The sequence below is a fragment of the Albimonas sp. genome, from assembly GCF_055129145.1.
In genome coordinates, this window is the sequence record NZ_JBSRTQ010000032.1 from 17283 (window position 1) to 32722 (window position 15440).

Below are 15440 nucleotides of genomic sequence, written 5' to 3' on the forward strand. Positions count from 1 at the left end.
GGAATTTTTGGGCGAGGAATCGGGGGGGCCAGGTCAGCCGTTGTCGACCGGGGGCCGGTATTCGCCCAGCAGGGTGAAGAAGCCGCCGCCGAAGAAGGTCAGCGGGTCGCCCGCGATCTCGGTCACCCGCTCGACCCGGCCGATGAACAGCTCATGGTCGCCTGCGGGATAGACCGCCTCATGCGCGCATTCGAAGACGGCGAGCGCGCCGGCGAGCACCGGCGCGCCGCCCAGCCCCTCGAACCAGTCGACGCCGTCGAAGCGCGTCTCGGCCGGGCCGGTGAACTGGCGGGCGAGCCCTTCCTGGTGCGCCGCCAGCACGTTGACCGCATAGGCGTCCGCGCCGCGATAGGCGCCCAGCCGCTCCGACTTGCGGGCCAGCGACCACAGGATCAGCGGCGGGTCGAGCGACACCGAGTTGAACGAATTGGCGGTGAAGCCCAGCGCGGTCCCGTCGGGGGCGCGGGTGGTGATCACGGTGACCCCGGTGGCGAAGCGGCCGAGCGCGCGGCGCAGGCGGTCGGGGTCGTCGCCGGCCCGCTCGTGCGGGCGCACGGTGGTGCGGGAGGCGGATCCGGAGGAGAGGGCGTCTGGGTCTGCCATGGGCGTGGATCCTCGGGATGCGGTCTGGCGGCAGGAGCGGGCGGCGGCGTCGGGTCACAGATAAGGCCCGCTGCGGGAAGGCAAGGGCGGCGCGGCCTTCAGTCGGCCCCGACCTTGGCGTCGACGTCGGGGCCGCGCATCGCCGAAATCTCCTCCCAGGCGCGGTTGATGTCGACCAGGCGCTGGGTGGCGAGGCGCACCGCCTCCTCCGGCACGCCGCGGGCCACCATCCGGTCGGGATGGCTGTCGCGCACCAGCCGGCGCCAGGCGCTCCGGATCTCGGGCAGCGGCGTCTCGGGCGTCACGCCCAGCACCGCCCAGGGGTCGGGCTCGGCGTCCGGGGCGTAGCGGGCGCGCAGGCCGCGGAACACCGTCTCGGGCAGCTGGAAGATCTCCCACACCCGGCGCAGGAACGCCTCCTCGTCGGGATGGAACTCGCCATCGGCGGCGGCGATGTGAAAGAGCCCCTCCAGCAGGTCGGCGAGCGGATCGGTCCGGACCCCGAACATGCGCGCGACGGAGCCCGCATAGCCTTCGAACCCCGCCACGTCGCGCCGGGCGAGGTTGAAGACCCGGGCGGCCTGACGCTCGGCCTCGGGGGGAATGTGGAACACGTCGCGGAAGGCCGCGACCTCGTTGCGGGTGACCTGGCCGTCGGCCTTGGCCATCTTGGCGCCCAGCGCGATGACCGCGATGGCGAAGCCCACCGACTGCTCGGGCGCGGTCTTCAGGCGCGCGAAGACATCCGAGAGGCTTTCGCCCTCGCGCAGCGCCTGAAGCGCCTCGGCTATGCGGGTCCAGATCGACATGGAGGCGATGATAGCGGGGCGCGACGGGCTTCGCGACCCATGAGGGCGGTCCGGTCGATGCGCAAAAGGACACGGGATCGCGTTTTTCGCAGGGGGCCGCGCGACGACCGGGGCGCATGAGGCGGCGGGGCGCCCGCGCGGCGGTTGGACCGGCGCCGCGGGTGGCGCCGGGCGTAGTGCGGGTGTGAACCCGCCTTGCGTCGGCGGAGGGTCAGAGGCGCTTCTCCATCAGCACCAGTTCGTGCCACCGCCCGAACTTGAATCCGGCTTCCGCCATCCGCCCGACCTCCGCGAAGCCGAGCCGGGCGTGAAACGCCAGCGACGCGTGGTTGTCGCCGGTGATCGCCCCGATCAGCGTATGCGCGCCATGGGGCTTGAGCGCCTCGAAAAGCCCGCCCATCAACGCCCGCCCCGCGCCCTTGCCGCGCGCCTCCGGCGCCAGATGCACCGAATGCTCGAAGGTGAAGCGATAGCCCGGGCCGCCGCGGAACGGCGCGGCGGAGGCGAAGCCGAGCATCCGCCCCCCCTCCGAACCCCGCGCGAACGCCCCGATCCGGGGACCGCCCGCGACAAGCCATTCGGCCAGCGCCTCGGGCGTCTTCTCGATGTCGGTGAAGGTGATGTTGGTGTCGCGGATGATCGGGTTCCAGACCGCCGCCACCCCCTGCAGATCGTCGATCCCGAGCGGCCTAAGCTCCATCGTCGCACCTTCCCCCGGTTGCCACCGCCGAAAACCAAGCGATAGTCCGGACAACAGGGTTGCGACAGGGGACTTGCAGATGAGCCGGTGGGATTTCTGGATCGACCGAGGCGGCACCTTCACCGACGTGGTGGCCCGCGACCCCGAGGGCGCGATCCATACCGCGAAGCTGCTGTCCGAGAACCCCGAGCAATACGAGGATGCGGCGCTGGCCGGCATCCGCCGCTTCCTCGACCTCGCGCCCGATGCCGCCATCCCCGCCGACCGGATCAATTCGGTGAAGATGGGGACCACGGTGGCGACGAATGCGTTGCTGGAGCGCAAGGGCGACCGCACCCTGCTGGTCATCACCAAGGGCCTGCGCGACCAGCTGCGGCTCGCCTACCAGAACCGCCCCCGGCTTTTCGACCGGCATATCGTGCTGCCCGAACTGCTTTACGAGCAGGTGATCGAGGCCGACGAGCGGCTGCTCGCCGACGGCACGGTCGAGACCCCGCTGGACGAGGAAGCGCTGGCGCGGGACCTCGCCGCCGCCAGGGCGTCCGGCATCGATGCGGTCGCCATCGTCTTCGTTCACGCCTATCGCCACACCGCCCACGAAAAGCGGGCGGCGGAGCTGGCGCGGGAGGCGGGCTTCGGCCAGATCTCGACCAGCCACGAAGTGTCCCCGCTGATGAAGATGGTCAGCCGCGGGGATACGACGGTCGTCGACGCCTACCTGTCGCCGATCCTGCGCCGCTACGTGGACCGCGTCGCGGCCGCCTTCGACAAGGTCGGCGACGACGAGGGGGCCGAGGCGCTGGGCGGCAAGCTGATGTTCATGATGTCGTCCGGCGGGCTCACCGACGCCACGCTCTTCCAGGGCAAGGACGCGATTCTCTCCGGCCCCGCCGGGGGCGTGGTCGGGGCCGTCCGCACCTCCGAGATCGCGAACGAGCCCAGGATCATCGGCTTCGATATGGGCGGCACCTCCACCGACGTCTGCCACTATGACGGCGAGTTCGAGCGGGTCTTGCACACCGAAGTCGCCGGCGTGCGCCTCCGCGCCCCGATGATGCACATCCACACCGTGGCGGCGGGGGGCGGATCGCTGCTGCAATACCGCGACGGGCGCCTCCAGGTCGGCCCCGCTTCCGCCGGCGCCCATCCGGGCCCCGCCTGCTACGGCCGGGGCGGGCCGCTGGCGGTCACCGACGCCAATGTGATGACCGGCAAGCTGCGCCCCGAATTCTTCCCGCCGATCTTCGGACCGAACGCCGATCAGCCGCTCGACGCCGACGCCACCCGCGCCAAGTTCGAGGCGATGGCCAAGGAGGTCGGCCGCACGCCGGAAGCGCTCGCCGACGGCTTCCTGCGCATCGCCTGCGAGAACATGGCGAATGCCGTGAAGAAGATCTCCGTCCAGCGCGGCCACGACATCTCGCGCTACTGCCTCACCGTGTTCGGCGGGGCGGGGGCGCAGCACGCCTGCCGCATCGCCGACCTGCTCGGCATGACCCGCGCGCTGATCCACCCGCTGGCCTCCCTGCTCTCCGCCTACGGCATGGGGCTCGCCGACATCCGCGCGTCCCGCCAGCAGGCGGTGGAGGCGCGGCTCGACGCCGCCTCCCGCCTCCAGGCCGCCGCCGATCTCGACCGCATGTCGATGGTCGTCTCGATGGAGGTCGAATCGCAGGGCGTCGCCAACCGCGACATCACCCTGCATCCGGTCCTTCTCCTGAAGGTCGAGGGCACCGACACCGCGCTCGAAGTCCCGCTGGGGCGCGAGGCGGACATGCGCGCCGCCTTCGCCGAAATCCACCGCGCCCGCTTCGGCTTCGACCCCGGCGACAAGCCATTGGTCATCGAGGCCATTTCGAACGAAGCCGTCGGCCGCGCCGCCGACCTGTCGGAGCCGACCCACCCCACGGAGACCCGCGAGGAGACCGAGTTCCCCTCCGCGCTCGAGGCCGATTTCTACTCCGAAGGCGAATGGCATCACGCCCGCTACGTGAAGCGGGAGGAGATGCGCCCCGGCGATCGTCTCTCCGGCCCCGCGATCCTGGTGGAACCCCACACCTCCATCGTCATCGAGGACGGCTGGCAGGCCGAGATCACCGAGCACGACCACATCAAGCTCCACCGCATCAAGGCCCGCCCCAAGTCCGAGGCCGTCGGCGCCAAGGCCGACCCGGTGCTGCTGGAGGTGTTCAACAACCTCTTCATGTCGATCGCCGAGCAGATGGGCGCGGTGCTGGAAAACACCGCCGTGTCGGTGACGATCAAGGAGCGGCTCGACTTCTCCTGTGCGGTCTTCGACGCCAAGGGCGACCTGATCGCCAACGCGCCGCACATGCCGGTGCATCTCGGCTCCATGGGCGCGTCGGTGAAATCGATCATCGATCAGAACCCGGCGATGGCGAAGGGCGACGTCTATGTGCTGAACGCCCCCTACAATGGCGGCACTCATCTGCCCGACATCACCGTGGTCTCGCCGGTCTGGGACGAGGACGGGCCCGAGAACGGTGGGGAGATCATCTTCTACGTCGCCTCCCGCGGTCACCACACCGATGTCGGCGGCCTCACCCCCGGCTCCATGCCCCCCGACAGCCGGGTGGTGGAGGACGAGGGCGTGCTGATCGACAACTGGAAACTGGTCGACCAGGGCGTGTTCCGGGAGGCGGAGACCCGCGAGATCCTGCTCTCGGGCGCCTATCCCTGCCGCTCGCCGGATACGAACATCGCCGACCTCAAGGCTCAGGTCGCCTCCTGCGAAAAGGGCGCGCAGGAGCTCAAGCGCATGGTCCGCCAGTTCGGCCGCGAGACGGTCGACGCCTACATGCAGCACGTCCAGGACAACGCCGAGGAATGCGTGCGGCGCGCCATCGTCACCCTGAAGGACGCGGAATACGTCTACCCGATGGACCCGGACTATGACGGCGAACCGCGCGAGATCCGGGTGAAGCTGACGGTCGACCGCGAGGCCCGCGAAGCCACCATCGACTTCACCGGCACCACGCGTCAGCTCCCCACCAACTACAACGCGCCCGAGCCGGTGATGCGCGCCGCGGTGCTCTACGTCTTCCGCCTGCTCGTCGAGGACGACATCCCGATGAACGAAGGGGTGATGAAGCCCCTGAAGATCATCGTGGAGAAGGGCTCGATGATCGCCCCGGTCTATCCGGCGGCGGTGATCGCGGGGAATGTCGAGGTCAGCCAGGCCGTCACCTCCGCCCTGCTGCTGGCGCTGGGCGTGCAGGCGGCGGCGCAGTCGACGATGAACAACGTCACCTGGGGCGACGCGAAGCGGCAGTATTACGAAACCGTTTGCGGCGGGTCGGGGGCGGGTCTGCTCAACGACGGCTCGGGGCACCCGGGCACGTCGGGGGTGCACACCCACATGACCAACTCGCGCCTCACCGATCCCGAAGTGCTGGAATGGCGCTATCCGGTGCTGCTCGAGGAGTTTTCCATTCGCAAGGATTCCGGCGGGGCGGGGAAATTCCGCGGCGGCGACGGCACAAGGCGGCGCATCCGGTTCCTCGAGCCGATGACCGCGACGATCCTCGCCGGCCACCGTGTGATCCCGCCGCCGGGGCTGGCGGGCGGCGGGCCGGGGGCGCTGGGCCGCACCCGGATCGTGCGGGTCGACGGCACGGTCGACGAGCTGCGTTCCGCCGACAAGACCGAGATGGCGGCCGGCGACACCTTCTGGCTCGACACCCCCTCCGGCGGCGGTTGCCTGCCGGAGGAGTGAGGGTCGGGGGGTGGCGCCCTGAGGGAGGCCGGTGAAAAGGCGGGTTTGCACCCGCCCTACGCGCGCGCGCAGGGCGGGCGCAAGCCCGCCACCCCCGCCCGATCAATGCGCCTTCGGCATCCCCGCCAGGCGCATGGCGAGCCCGGCCATCGGTCCGCCGACGACCATCGACAGCGCGAAGGCGATGGGCCAGGCCACCACCCACTCGCTCATCCACGTTTCGGCCCAGATCTCGGACGGCACGTGCATGGCCGAGATGATGCCCGACATCATCAGCGACATGGACCCCGACATGAAAACGGCGGTCAGAATTCGGAACTTCCAGATGGGCGACACGGCGGTCGTCTCCTCGTCGTCTGGGACGTGCGGAGAACGGGTTCGGTCGCGGGCGGTCGAAACGCCTCTTCCCCGAACATCCGCCCCCGGTCACGTCCCGGTTGCACGGACGTCGCGGGCCCGCGGGACGGGACGAAGACGCGGAAAGGCCCGAGGGCGCGCCGCGCGGTCGGGCTCACCCTCCGACCTGCTCCTTTTCGACGATCTCCGGATCGCCGATTCCGGGGCGCCGGTCAAGCCGGATCACGGTTGACGATGCGTTGCGCGGCTTGCCTCCGGCCCCGGAACCGGGCATCAGGCCGCGCGACCTGAAGCGAGGGAGATCGAACCATGGCGGCCCTGGTCTGGATCGGCGCGGCGATGGCGGTGGGGGGGCTCGTCGGGCTTTTCTGGTGCATCCGCCAGGCGATGTCCCTGCGTGGCGCAGCGCCGGACCCCGAACGGGTCCGGCATATCCTTCGCCGCGTGCAGCTGGTCAACTTCACCTCGGTCGGCGTGGCCTTCCTCGGCCTCGCCCTCTGCGCGGTCGGCGTCATCCTCGGCTGACCGGCGAGGGGGCGGACGCCCCCCGCCCCCCGTGATCACATCAGTCCGTCGCGGGTCAGCTGATCGGCCAGATCGTCCAGCGTCTTGCGGGCGCGGGCCGCCATGTCGTCCATCTCGTCTTCCGTGATCACATAGGGCGGGCACAGGATCATGGTGTCCCCGACCGCGCGCATCACCAGCCCGTTGGCGACGCAAAGATCGCGGCAGCGCGGGCCCGCGCCGACCTCGGACCCGAAGCGCTCCCCCGTCGCCGGGTTCTTCGCCAGCTCGATCGCGCCCAGAAACCCCTTGGTCCGGGTCTCGCCGACCAGCGGATGGTCCGCGAGCCCGCCCCACAGCGTCGCGAGCTTGGGCGCGAGCACGTCGCGCACCCGCTCCACCAGCTTCTCCTCCTGCAGGATCCGCAGGGTCGCGAGCCCCGCCGCCGCCGCCGCCGGATGCCCGGAATAGGTGTAGCCGTGGTAGAATTCGCCGGCGTTCTCCATCACCGGCCCCGCCACGCGGTCCGAGATCAGCACGCCCCCCATCGGCTGGTAGCCCGAGGTCATGCCCTTGGCGATCGGGCTCAGATCCGCGGTCACGCCATAGGTCTCCGAGCCCCACCACGACCCGGTGCGCCCGAAGCCGCAGATCACCTCGTCGGTGATCAGCAGGATGTTGCGCTCCCGGCAAATGCGGGCGATTTCAGGCCAGTAGGTCTCGGGCGGGATGATCACGCCGCCGGCGCCCTGGATCGGCTCGGCGATGAAGGCGGCGACGTTGTCCTCGCCCAGCTCGTCGATCCGCGTCTCCAGCTGGCGGGCGCGGGCGAGGCCGAATTCCGCCGGGGTCATGCCGGTTTGGAGGCCCTCGCCATACCAGTAGGGCTGGTCGATATGGGCGAAGCCGGGGAAGGGCAGGCCGGATTGCGAGTGCATCGCCGACATGCCGCCGAGGCTGACCGCCGTCGCGGTCGAGCCGTGATAGCCGTTATGCCGCCCGATGAAGATCTTTTTCGACGGTTGGCCGACGCTGTCCCAGTAGACCCGGCCCAGACGGAACACGGTGTCGTTCGACTCCGAGCCGGAATTGGTGAAGAAAATCCGGTTCATATGGGCCGGCGCGACCGCGGACAGCGCTTCGGCGAACTCGGCCGCGGCGGGGTGGGTGCACTGGAAGAAGGTGTTGTAATAGGGCAGCTGGCGCAGCTGGCGGGTCACCGCCTCCACGATCTCCTCGCGCCCGTAGCCGACATTCACGCACCACAGGCCCGACATGCCGTCCATGATACGGTGGCCTTCGGAGTCGGTCAGCCACACCCCCTCGGCGCTTGTGATCACACGCGCGCCCCTGGCGGCGAGCTCGGCGCTGTCGGTGAACGGGTGCCAGTGATGGGCGGCGTCCATCGCCTGGTAATCGGCGGTCGAGCGGGGATTGTTCAGCACGTTCATGGCGTCTCTCCAGGTCGTGGGCGCGGAAGGCCCCGCCCCGGCCCTCCGGCGGGAGGGCGGCGGGCCCAGGCGCGAGGGTCGGGCGCGAGGATCAGGCCGTGTCGAGGCCTTCGTTCGAAAGCAGGGTCAGCCCCTGGCGCACGTCGGCGCGGATGGCGAGCCGCAGCCCGGCCTCATCCCCCGCCGCGAGCGCCGCGATGGCCTTGCGATGGTAGTCGGCGACCCGCCCCATGCCGATCCTGGCGTAGAGCTGGCGCATGGAGGGGCCGGTCTGCAGCCACACCGTCTCGGCCAGCGCCAGCATCGCGGGCGCATGGGCGCGCAGGTACAGCGTCCGGTGAAATTCAAGGTTACCGCGCACATAGGCGGCGGCGTCGCCGGATTTCAAATGTTCGTCGATCTCCGCATCCATGCGTTTCAGCCGCTCGATCAGGCTGAAATGGGCGCGGGGCAGCGCGCGGGCGGCCAGTTCCGGCTCCAGCAGCGCGCGGATCGAGGCGAGCTCCTCCACCCGCGCCGGGCTGAGGATCGGGGCCGAGACGCGGCCCGAGGCCGAGATCGCCAGCGCCCCTTCCGCCGCCAGCCGGCGCACCGCTTCGCGCGCAGGCGTCATCGACACGCCGAGATCCGCCGCGACGCCGCGCAGGGTGACGTGGTCGCCCGGCGCCATCTCGCCATGCAGGATCCGACGGCGGAGCGCCTTGTAAACCCGCTCATGCGCAGGTCCGCCGCCTTCTTCGGGAAGGGCGCGGACCGGACGGAGGCTGGGACTCGGCGTGGTTGCGTCAGCTAGGGTCATGCGGTAATTGTGATCACAAACCTGCCGCCTGTCAATCTGGGTGCTGCCCGGCCCAGCTCACGGAGCCCGCCATGACCGATCCGCACCGCCGCGACTACGCCTTCCTGGCCGAGGGCATGAAGGCCGTCACCCATGACGAGCCGATGTGGTCCGGGGCGCTGTCCTTCTGCCGCCGCCGCTATGCGCGCGATCTCGAGGGCGTCGACGTGGCCGTGGTCGGCGTGCCCTTCGACCAGTCCGTCTCCAACCGCCCCGGCGCCCGGTTCGGCCCCCGCGCGGTGCGCGCCGCCTCCGCCCAGCTCGGCTGGTCCCGCGCCTGGCCGTCCGCCTTCGACCCGTTCGAGCGGATGAACGTGGTCGACTGGGGCGACGTCTTCATCCCCCATGGCGACCCGACCGCGATCCCCGGCGTCATCGAAGCCGCAATGACCGCGATCCTCGACGCCGGCGCCACGCCGCTCGCGCTGGGCGGCGACCATTTCACGACTTACCCCTCGATCAAGGCCCACGCGAAACGGCTCGGCCGCCCGGTCGCGCTGATACATTTCGATGCGCATTCAGACCTTTGGGATGGCGGCGGGCCCGAGTGGATCGACCACGGCACCATGTTCCGCGAGGGGATCCAGGCCGGCGAGATCGACCCCTCCCGTTCCATCCAGGTCGGAATCCGCACCACCACCGACGACACGATGGGGGTGGAGACCTATGACGCGATCAAGGTGCACGAGACCGGCATCGCCGCCACCATCGCCGCGATCCGCGCCCGGGTCGGCGACGCGCCCGCCTACCTGACGTTCGACATCGACTGTCTCGATCCCGCCTTCGCGCCGGGCACCGGCACGCCCGTCTGCGGGGGCCTCGCGTCCTGGCAGGCGCTCGGCATCCTGCGGGGGCTGACAGGGCTGAATCTGGTCGGCATGGACGTGGTCGAAGTCGCGCCCGCCTACGATGTCGGTGAGATCACCGCATTGGCGGGCGCGACCATCGCCCTGCAGCTGCTCTGCCTCTATGCCGATCGAAAACCCGTGTGATCACAAGGTGACGGAGACCGGCGCGAAAGCGGTGACATCGACCAATCCCTGGTCGGAGATCCGCAGCGCCGGGATCACCACGAGGGCCAGCAGCGAGTGCTGCATGAAGGCGTTGTTGAGCGTGCAGCCGCAAGCCCGCATCGCCTCGATCATCCTGTCGCCCTGGGCCGCCACCACTTCGGCCGGCTGATCCGACATCAGGCCCGCGACCGGCAGCGGCACCAACGCCGCCTCCGCCCCGTCCTTCCACACCGCGACCCCGCCGCCGATCTCCTGCAAGCGGTTGGCGGCGGCCGCCATATCCGCGGCGGAGGTGCCCACCACGATCAGATGGTGGCTGTCATGGGCGACGGTGGACGCCACCGCGCACGGCCCCTGATACCCGAACCCGGACACCAGCGCGGTCACCACCCGCCCCTCGCCGCGATGCCGCTCGACCACCGCGATCAGGCAGACGTCGCCCTCCGCCGCCTCGGGCGCCAGCCGCCCGTCGCGGACCGGGATCTCCATCTCCAGCGCCTTGGTCGGGGCCTGGTTTTCGACCACCCCGATCACCCGGGCGCGGGCGGCGTTGGCGCCTTCCGGCGCCGTGATCACAAAATCTTCGGCCAGCACTTTTCGCCCGACCCGGACGGTTTCCTTCGCCTCGGGCGGATAAATGAACCCCGGACGCGGCGCGACCATGGCTCCGTTCTCGGCCACCACCACCCCGCGCGCGACCACCAGTTCCGCCGAAAACCCCGCCAGCGACGGTGTGATCACGAAATCCGCCCGCCGCCCCGGCGCGATGGCCCCCAGCTCCCGCTCCATCCCGAAATGGGTCGCGGCGTTCAACGTCGCCATCTGCAACGCCGTGATCGGGCGCAGACCCTGGGCGATGGCGTGGCGCAGCACCCGGTCCATGTGTCCGTCGCGCACCAGGGTCGCCGCATAGCAATCGTCGGTGCAGAGCACGAAGTTGCGCGGATCGGCCCCGCCCTCGGTCACCGCCCGGATCTGCTCGGCCACGTCATGCCAGGCCGAGCCCAGCCGCAGCATCGCCCGCATCCCCTGCCGGACCCGGGCCAGCGCATCCTCGGCCCGCGTGCCCTCATGGTCATCCGCCGGCCCCGCCGCCGCATAGGCGTGGAACGGCCGCCCCAGATCGGGCGAGGCGTAATGCCCCCCCACGGTCTTCCCCGCCCGCATCGCGTTGGCGATCTCGCCCAGCATGCGCGGATCTCCGGCGATCACGCCTGGAAAATTCATCACCTCCCCGAGCCCGCAGATATTGGGCCAGGTCATCATCTCGGCGATCTCGTCGGGCCCGAATTCGGCCCCCGCCACCTCGAGCCCCGGGGCGGAGGGCACGCAGGACGGGGCCTGCACGAAGACATTGGTCGGCTGCAGCATCGCCTCGTCATGCATCAGCCGCACGCCCTTCAATCCCAGCACGTTGGCGATCTCGTGCGGGTCGATGAAGAGGGTGGTCGAGCCGTGGGGCGCCACCGCGCGGACGAACTCGGTGACGGTCAGCATGCCGGATTCCACATGCATATGCGCATCGATCAGGCCCGGCGACAGGACCCGGCCCGCCGCCTCGATCACCACGGTGTCCGGCCCGATGCAGGGCCCCGCATCCGGCCCGCAATAGGCGAAGCGCCCGTCGGCGATGGCCAGATCCGTGCCCGGGATCATCTCTCCCGAATGCACGTTCGCCCAGACCCCGCCGCGCACCACCATGTCGGCGGCCTCGCGCCCCGCGGCGACGGCGATCAGGCGAGGGGCGGCGTCGGCCCAGCTTTTCGGGGTCATCTTGGGCGCTCCGGCTCAGGAAAAACTGCGGCGGAGCCTGCCCCGAGCCGGCCCTCCGCGCAACCCGCGCCTCAGGCCGGCAGCGGCCCGCCGTCCCACATTTTACGCGCGCTTGTCGCCAAAATCAGCGCGCCTGCGGACATCGCCGCCGCGATCCACCAGGCGCCGGCCCCGAAGGCCGGGTAGGCCAGCGCCGAGATGCCGGACGCGACCGCCATCAGAATCCCGGTGCCGAAGGCCTGCATCACCGCCTGCGCCGCGCCCGCCAGCCGGTCCGGCGCGCCGCGGGCGATGAAGGCGATGATGCCCAGATGCGCCGCGGCGAAGGTCAGCGCGTGGCTCGCCTGCAACACCCACAGCAGCGTCCCCTCCGGATCGAAGGTCATCGCCGTCCAGCGCACCACGCCAGCCGCGCCCGCCACCGCGATGGCGCCCGAGGGTTTCAGCCGCCGCACCAGCCACGGCCCGAACAGCGCCATCAACAGCACCTCGAACGCCACGCCCGCGGCCCAGAGCATGCCGATCGTCGCCTCCGGCACCCCCATTTCGCGCCAATGCACGGAGCCGTAAGCGTAAATCACCCCGTGCGAGGCCTGCGCCAGCCCCGAGGCGAGCGTGAAAATCAAGAACACCTTGCCGGTGACCAGCCGGCGCATCTCGGCGAGGCTGGGTCGCGCGCCGCCCTTGACCTTGCCGCCGCCGGGATGGGTCGCTCCCAGCGCCGCGGCGGCGGCCAGGCAGATCACGATCGCCCACAGCACCGCGCCCGAGCCGGTCCAGGCCAGCACCGCCCCCATCCCGAGATTCATCGCCAGAAACGCGGCCGAGCCCACCGCTCGCGCCGGCGCGTATTCGAAGCGGTGCACCCGCGCCGCCGCCCCGGTCAGCGCGTCGGCGATGGGAACCATGGCCGAGAACACGCCCGCGGTCATCATGGTCAGGGCCAGCAGCACGATCTTGTCGCCGACGAAGGCATGGGCGGCGAACAGCGCCGCCCCGATCCCCGCGACCAGGCCCAACGTCAGCCGCCGCGCCTCGCGCCGGTCGGCCAGCACCGGCAGGCCGAGCCCGGCGATCAGGCGCAGCACGATGCCCGCGCCCAGATAGGCCCCGATCTCGCCGTCCGACAGCCCCCAGTCGGCGAGCCACAGCGGCCAGAACGGCAGATGCGCGCCCAGCGCGCCGAACATGGCGGCGTAGAAGCCGCCGGTGCGGATCATCGCTGCGCGCCGATTTGTGATCACAGGCCGAAACTCGCATAGGGGAGGAAGCGGACGGGGTCGCCCTCGGCCACATCCGGGCCCGGATCGGGCAGGTCGATCAGGCCCGTGGACCATGCGAGGCCCGAGATCAAGCCCGAGCCTTCGGAGCGGAACGGCTCCGCCCGTCCGTCGGGTCCGATGCGGGCGCGCAGGAACTCGCGACGCCCCGGCTTGCGGCGTTTGGCGAAGCCGGCGGGCAGCTCGAAGCCCTGCGGTTCCGCCCAGCCCGCGCCCGCGAGCGCCAGCAGGGCGGGGCGGGCGAAGATCAGCGCGCAGGCGAAGGCCGCGACCGGGTTGCCGGGCAGGCCGAACACCGCCGCGCCCTTCCAGGTGGCCAGCGCCAGCGGCCGGCCGGGCTTCACCGCGATCCGCCAGGCGGTCAGCGCCCCCGCGGCGCGCAGGGTGGCGGAGACATGGTCTTCGTCCCCCGCGCTGGCGCCGCCGGAGGTGAGGATCGCGTCCGCCTCCGCGGCGCCGCGGTCGAGCGCGGCGCGCACCGCTTCGGCGCGGTCGGGGGCGCGGCCGAGGTCCACCGGCTCGAATCCCCAGGCGCCGAGCATCGCCAGCAGCATCGGCCGGTTGGCGTCGAGGGTGGCCCCCGGCGCCCCCGGCGGATCCGACAGCTCGTCCCCGGTGGACAGCACCGCCACCCGCAGTTTTCGCCTGACCGGGACCGCCGCCAGCCCTGCCGCCGCCAGCAGCGCAAGGTCCTGCGGGCGCAGGATGCGACCGGCGGGCAGGAGGGGGGCGCCGACCGAAAAATCCTCGCCGGCGGCGCGGGTGTTGGCTTTGAACTTCAGCCCGGGGCGGAGGCGCAGCTCGTCGCCCTCAAGCCCGATATCCTCTTGCAGAACAACGGTATCAGTTCCTTCGGGGAGGGCGGCTCCGGTCAGGATCCGCACCGCGGCCCCCTTGGGCGCGCGGCCCGCGAAAGGCGCCCCCGCCGCCGCCCGCCCCGCGGCCAGCCGAAGCCGCTCGGGATCGGCGCCGGTCAGCGCGGCATGGGCGAAGGCGTAACCGTCCACCGCCGAATTCGCGACCGGGGGATTGGCGCGCGCCGCGGAGACCTCCGTCGCCAGCACCCGCCCCAGCGCGTGCGCCAGCGGGACCGTCTCGGCCCCGGTCACCGGCGCGCAGCGCTCCCGCAAAAGCCCCAGCGCCACGTCGACCGCCAGCCAGTCCACCCCCGGCGGCAGCGCGAAACAGTCGTTGCGCAGCGCCGGCGGGTCGGAGGGCGGGCGGGCGGTCATCGCAGCCCCAGCTCGTCGAGGATGAAATCGGCGATGGCGGCGACGTCGTTCAGCGGCAGCAACCTCCGGTCCGTGATCACATCCGCGTCGGCCGCCACGGCGCGCACCGTCGGATCCTCCGGCGCAATCAGATCGCGGCCCAGCGAGGGCCGGTGCACCTCCACCTTCGGCTGCGGCCCGCGTTTCCAGCCCTCCGTGATCACAAGATCCACCGGGGCCATCTGCGCCAGCAGCTCGTCAAGCGACGGCTCCGGGTCGCCGCGCAGCTCGCGCATCAGCGCCCAGCGGGTTCCCGAGGCGATCAGCACCTCGCGCGCCCCGGCCTCGCGATGCCGGAAACTGTCGGCCCCGGGCCGGTCCAGGTCGAACCCGTGATGCGCGTGCTTGAGGGTCGAGACCGTCAGGCCCCGCCCGCTGATCTCGGTCACCAGCCGCTCGACCAGCGTGGTCTTGCCGGCGTTCTTCCAGCCGGTGACGCCCCAGACCGGCGAGCCGCTCACGGCGCGACGGTCCGGGCGGGGGCGAGATGCGCCGCCCACAGCCGCTCCGCCTCCGCCAGATCCTCGGGGGTGTTGACGTTGAAGAAGGGGTCGAAGGGCTCCGCCTCGAACCGCGCCTCGGCGCAGCCGTGCCGCCCGGTCCACTCGACCACGCGCCGCATCCCGGCCCCGAGGCAGGTCCGCAGATCCTCGCGCAACCCCACATCCCAAAGCCCGAAGGTCGGGTGCCGCGCCGTCCCCAGCGCCGGGTCCGGGGTCACGGCCATGGCGAGCACCGTCCCCGCCTCCTCCGCCGCCGCGACCAGCCGCACGGCGAGGTCGCGCGGGAAGAACGGCGTGTCCCAGGCGACCGTGACGATGGCGCGGGCCCCGCGCCCCGCCGCCCAGTCGAGCCCCGCGAGCACGCCTGCCAAAGGCCCCGGCCGGTCCGGAGAGGCGTCGCCGATCACATCGAGCCCCCAGGCGGCGAAGCGCGCCGCCGGTCCGTTGGCGTTCAGCGCGAAGGCCGGGACCTGCGGCGACAGGCGCTGCAGGGCATGGGCGAGCAGCGGCTGGCGGCCGACCAGTTCCAGGCCCTTGTCGCCCCCGCCCATCCGGCGCGATTCGCCGCCCGCCAGGATCACGCCGTAAATGTCGGTCAGCAT

At 71.3% G+C, this 15440-nt stretch carries 14 protein-coding genes; 3 read left to right on the forward strand and 11 right to left on the reverse strand.

The annotated features are described in order from the left end of the window. Positions 1-33: 33 nt before the first annotated feature. The 3 genes from ACTB72_RS07630 to ACTB72_RS07640 form a co-directional block, all read right to left on the reverse strand. The gene (locus tag ACTB72_RS07630; RefSeq protein ID WP_463036385.1) at positions 34-603 is read right to left on the reverse strand and encodes a flavin reductase family protein; all 570 of its coding nucleotides are present in this window, start codon (positions 601-603) and stop codon (positions 34-36) included. Between the two features lie 98 nt (positions 604-701). Further along, a complete protein-coding gene (locus tag ACTB72_RS07635) occupies positions 702-1412 on the reverse strand; it encodes a TerB family tellurite resistance protein (RefSeq protein WP_463036386.1) in 711 nt (236 codons plus the stop codon). Positions 1413-1623: 211 nt separating this feature from the next. After that, complete coding sequence (locus tag ACTB72_RS07640; protein WP_463036387.1) at positions 1624-2112, reverse strand: N-acetyltransferase family protein; 489 nt, start codon at positions 2110-2112, stop codon at positions 1624-1626. A 79-nt stretch (positions 2113-2191) separates the two neighbouring features. Here ACTB72_RS07640 and ACTB72_RS07645 point away from each other — a divergent pair, with 79 nt between their 5' ends. After that, the gene (locus ACTB72_RS07645; RefSeq protein WP_463036388.1) at positions 2192-5848 is read left to right on the forward strand and encodes a hydantoinase B/oxoprolinase family protein; all 3657 of its coding nucleotides are present in this window, start codon (positions 2192-2194) and stop codon (positions 5846-5848) included. A gap of 102 nt (positions 5849-5950) precedes the next feature. On the opposite strand, the gene ACTB72_RS07650 is transcribed toward ACTB72_RS07645, so the two are convergent. Further along, the gene (locus ACTB72_RS07650; protein ID WP_463036389.1) at positions 5951-6184 is read right to left on the reverse strand and encodes a DUF2798 domain-containing protein; all 234 of its coding nucleotides are present in this window, start codon (positions 6182-6184) and stop codon (positions 5951-5953) included. 330 nt (positions 6185-6514) lie between these two features. Here ACTB72_RS07650 and ACTB72_RS07655 point away from each other — a divergent pair, with 330 nt between their 5' ends. Next, positions 6515-6730, forward strand: a complete 216-nt coding sequence (locus tag ACTB72_RS07655; protein WP_463036390.1) for a hypothetical protein — start codon at positions 6515-6517, stop codon at positions 6728-6730. Between the two features lie 35 nt (positions 6731-6765). Here the strand turns inward: ACTB72_RS07655 and ACTB72_RS07660 are convergent, their stop codons facing one another. After that, positions 6766-8160, reverse strand: coding sequence for an aspartate aminotransferase family protein (locus ACTB72_RS07660; protein WP_463036391.1), 1395 nt, complete (start codon positions 8158-8160; stop codon positions 6766-6768). Between the two features lie 91 nt (positions 8161-8251). Further along, positions 8252-8959 carry a GntR family transcriptional regulator gene (locus ACTB72_RS07665; RefSeq protein ID WP_463036392.1) on the reverse strand — a complete coding sequence of 236 codons (708 nt, stop codon included), beginning with the start codon at positions 8957-8959 and terminating at the stop codon, positions 8252-8254. Between the two features lie 71 nt (positions 8960-9030). Between ACTB72_RS07665 and speB the strand changes: the two genes are divergently transcribed. Further along, entirely contained in the window at positions 9031-9990 is a 960-nt protein-coding gene (gene speB, locus ACTB72_RS07670; RefSeq protein WP_463036393.1) for an agmatinase, read from the forward strand. Here the strand turns inward: speB and ACTB72_RS07675 are convergent, their stop codons facing one another. From ACTB72_RS07675 to mobA, 5 genes are all read right to left on the reverse strand, one after another. Next, positions 9991-11784 (reverse strand): adenine deaminase, encoded by a 1794-nt coding sequence (locus ACTB72_RS07675; protein ID WP_463036394.1) that lies wholly within the window; start codon positions 11782-11784, stop codon positions 9991-9993. A gap of 71 nt (positions 11785-11855) precedes the next feature. Continuing rightward, the gene (locus ACTB72_RS07680; protein ID WP_463036395.1) at positions 11856-13004 is read right to left on the reverse strand and encodes an MFS transporter; all 1149 of its coding nucleotides are present in this window, start codon (positions 13002-13004) and stop codon (positions 11856-11858) included. A 20-nt stretch (positions 13005-13024) separates the two neighbouring features. Beyond that, positions 13025-14296, reverse strand: coding sequence for a molybdopterin-binding protein (locus ACTB72_RS07685; RefSeq protein ID WP_463036396.1), 1272 nt, complete (start codon positions 14294-14296; stop codon positions 13025-13027). Next, entirely contained in the window at positions 14293-14796 is a 504-nt protein-coding gene (gene mobB / locus ACTB72_RS07690) for a molybdopterin-guanine dinucleotide biosynthesis protein B (protein WP_463036397.1), read from the reverse strand. The genes ACTB72_RS07685 and mobB overlap by 4 nt, the downstream gene beginning before the upstream one ends. Then, complete coding sequence (gene mobA, locus ACTB72_RS07695; protein ID WP_463036398.1) at positions 14793-15440, reverse strand: molybdenum cofactor guanylyltransferase MobA; 648 nt, start codon at positions 15438-15440, stop codon at positions 14793-14795. The genes mobB and mobA overlap by 4 nt, the downstream gene beginning before the upstream one ends.

Coding starts and splice junctions, on each gene's coding strand:
- ACTB72_RS07645 (WP_463036388.1), top strand. CDS start 2,192: ATGAGCCGGTGGGATTTCTGGATCGACCGAGGCGGCACCTTCACCGAC.
- mobA (WP_463036398.1), bottom strand. CDS start 15,440: ATGCTGACCGACATTTACGGCGTGATCCTGGCGGGCGGCGAATCGCGC.
- ACTB72_RS07680 (WP_463036395.1), bottom strand. CDS start 13,004: ATGATCCGCACCGGCGGCTTCTACGCCGCCATGTTCGGCGCGCTGGGC.
- ACTB72_RS07660 (WP_463036391.1), bottom strand. CDS start 8,160: ATGAACGTGCTGAACAATCCCCGCTCGACCGCCGATTACCAGGCGATG.
- ACTB72_RS07665 (WP_463036392.1), bottom strand. CDS start 8,959: ATGACCCTAGCTGACGCAACCACGCCGAGTCCCAGCCTCCGTCCGGTC.
- ACTB72_RS07655 (WP_463036390.1), top strand. CDS start 6,515: ATGGCGGCCCTGGTCTGGATCGGCGCGGCGATGGCGGTGGGGGGGCTC.
- ACTB72_RS07635 (WP_463036386.1), bottom strand. CDS start 1,412: ATGTCGATCTGGACCCGCATAGCCGAGGCGCTTCAGGCGCTGCGCGAG.
- ACTB72_RS07685 (WP_463036396.1), bottom strand. CDS start 14,296: ATGACCGCCCGCCCGCCCTCCGACCCGCCGGCGCTGCGCAACGACTGT.
- ACTB72_RS07640 (WP_463036387.1), bottom strand. CDS start 2,112: ATGGAGCTTAGGCCGCTCGGGATCGACGATCTGCAGGGGGTGGCGGCG.
- speB (WP_463036393.1), top strand. CDS start 9,031: ATGACCGATCCGCACCGCCGCGACTACGCCTTCCTGGCCGAGGGCATG.
- ACTB72_RS07630 (WP_463036385.1), bottom strand. CDS start 603: ATGGCAGACCCAGACGCCCTCTCCTCCGGATCCGCCTCCCGCACCACC.
- ACTB72_RS07675 (WP_463036394.1), bottom strand. CDS start 11,784: ATGACCCCGAAAAGCTGGGCCGACGCCGCCCCTCGCCTGATCGCCGTC.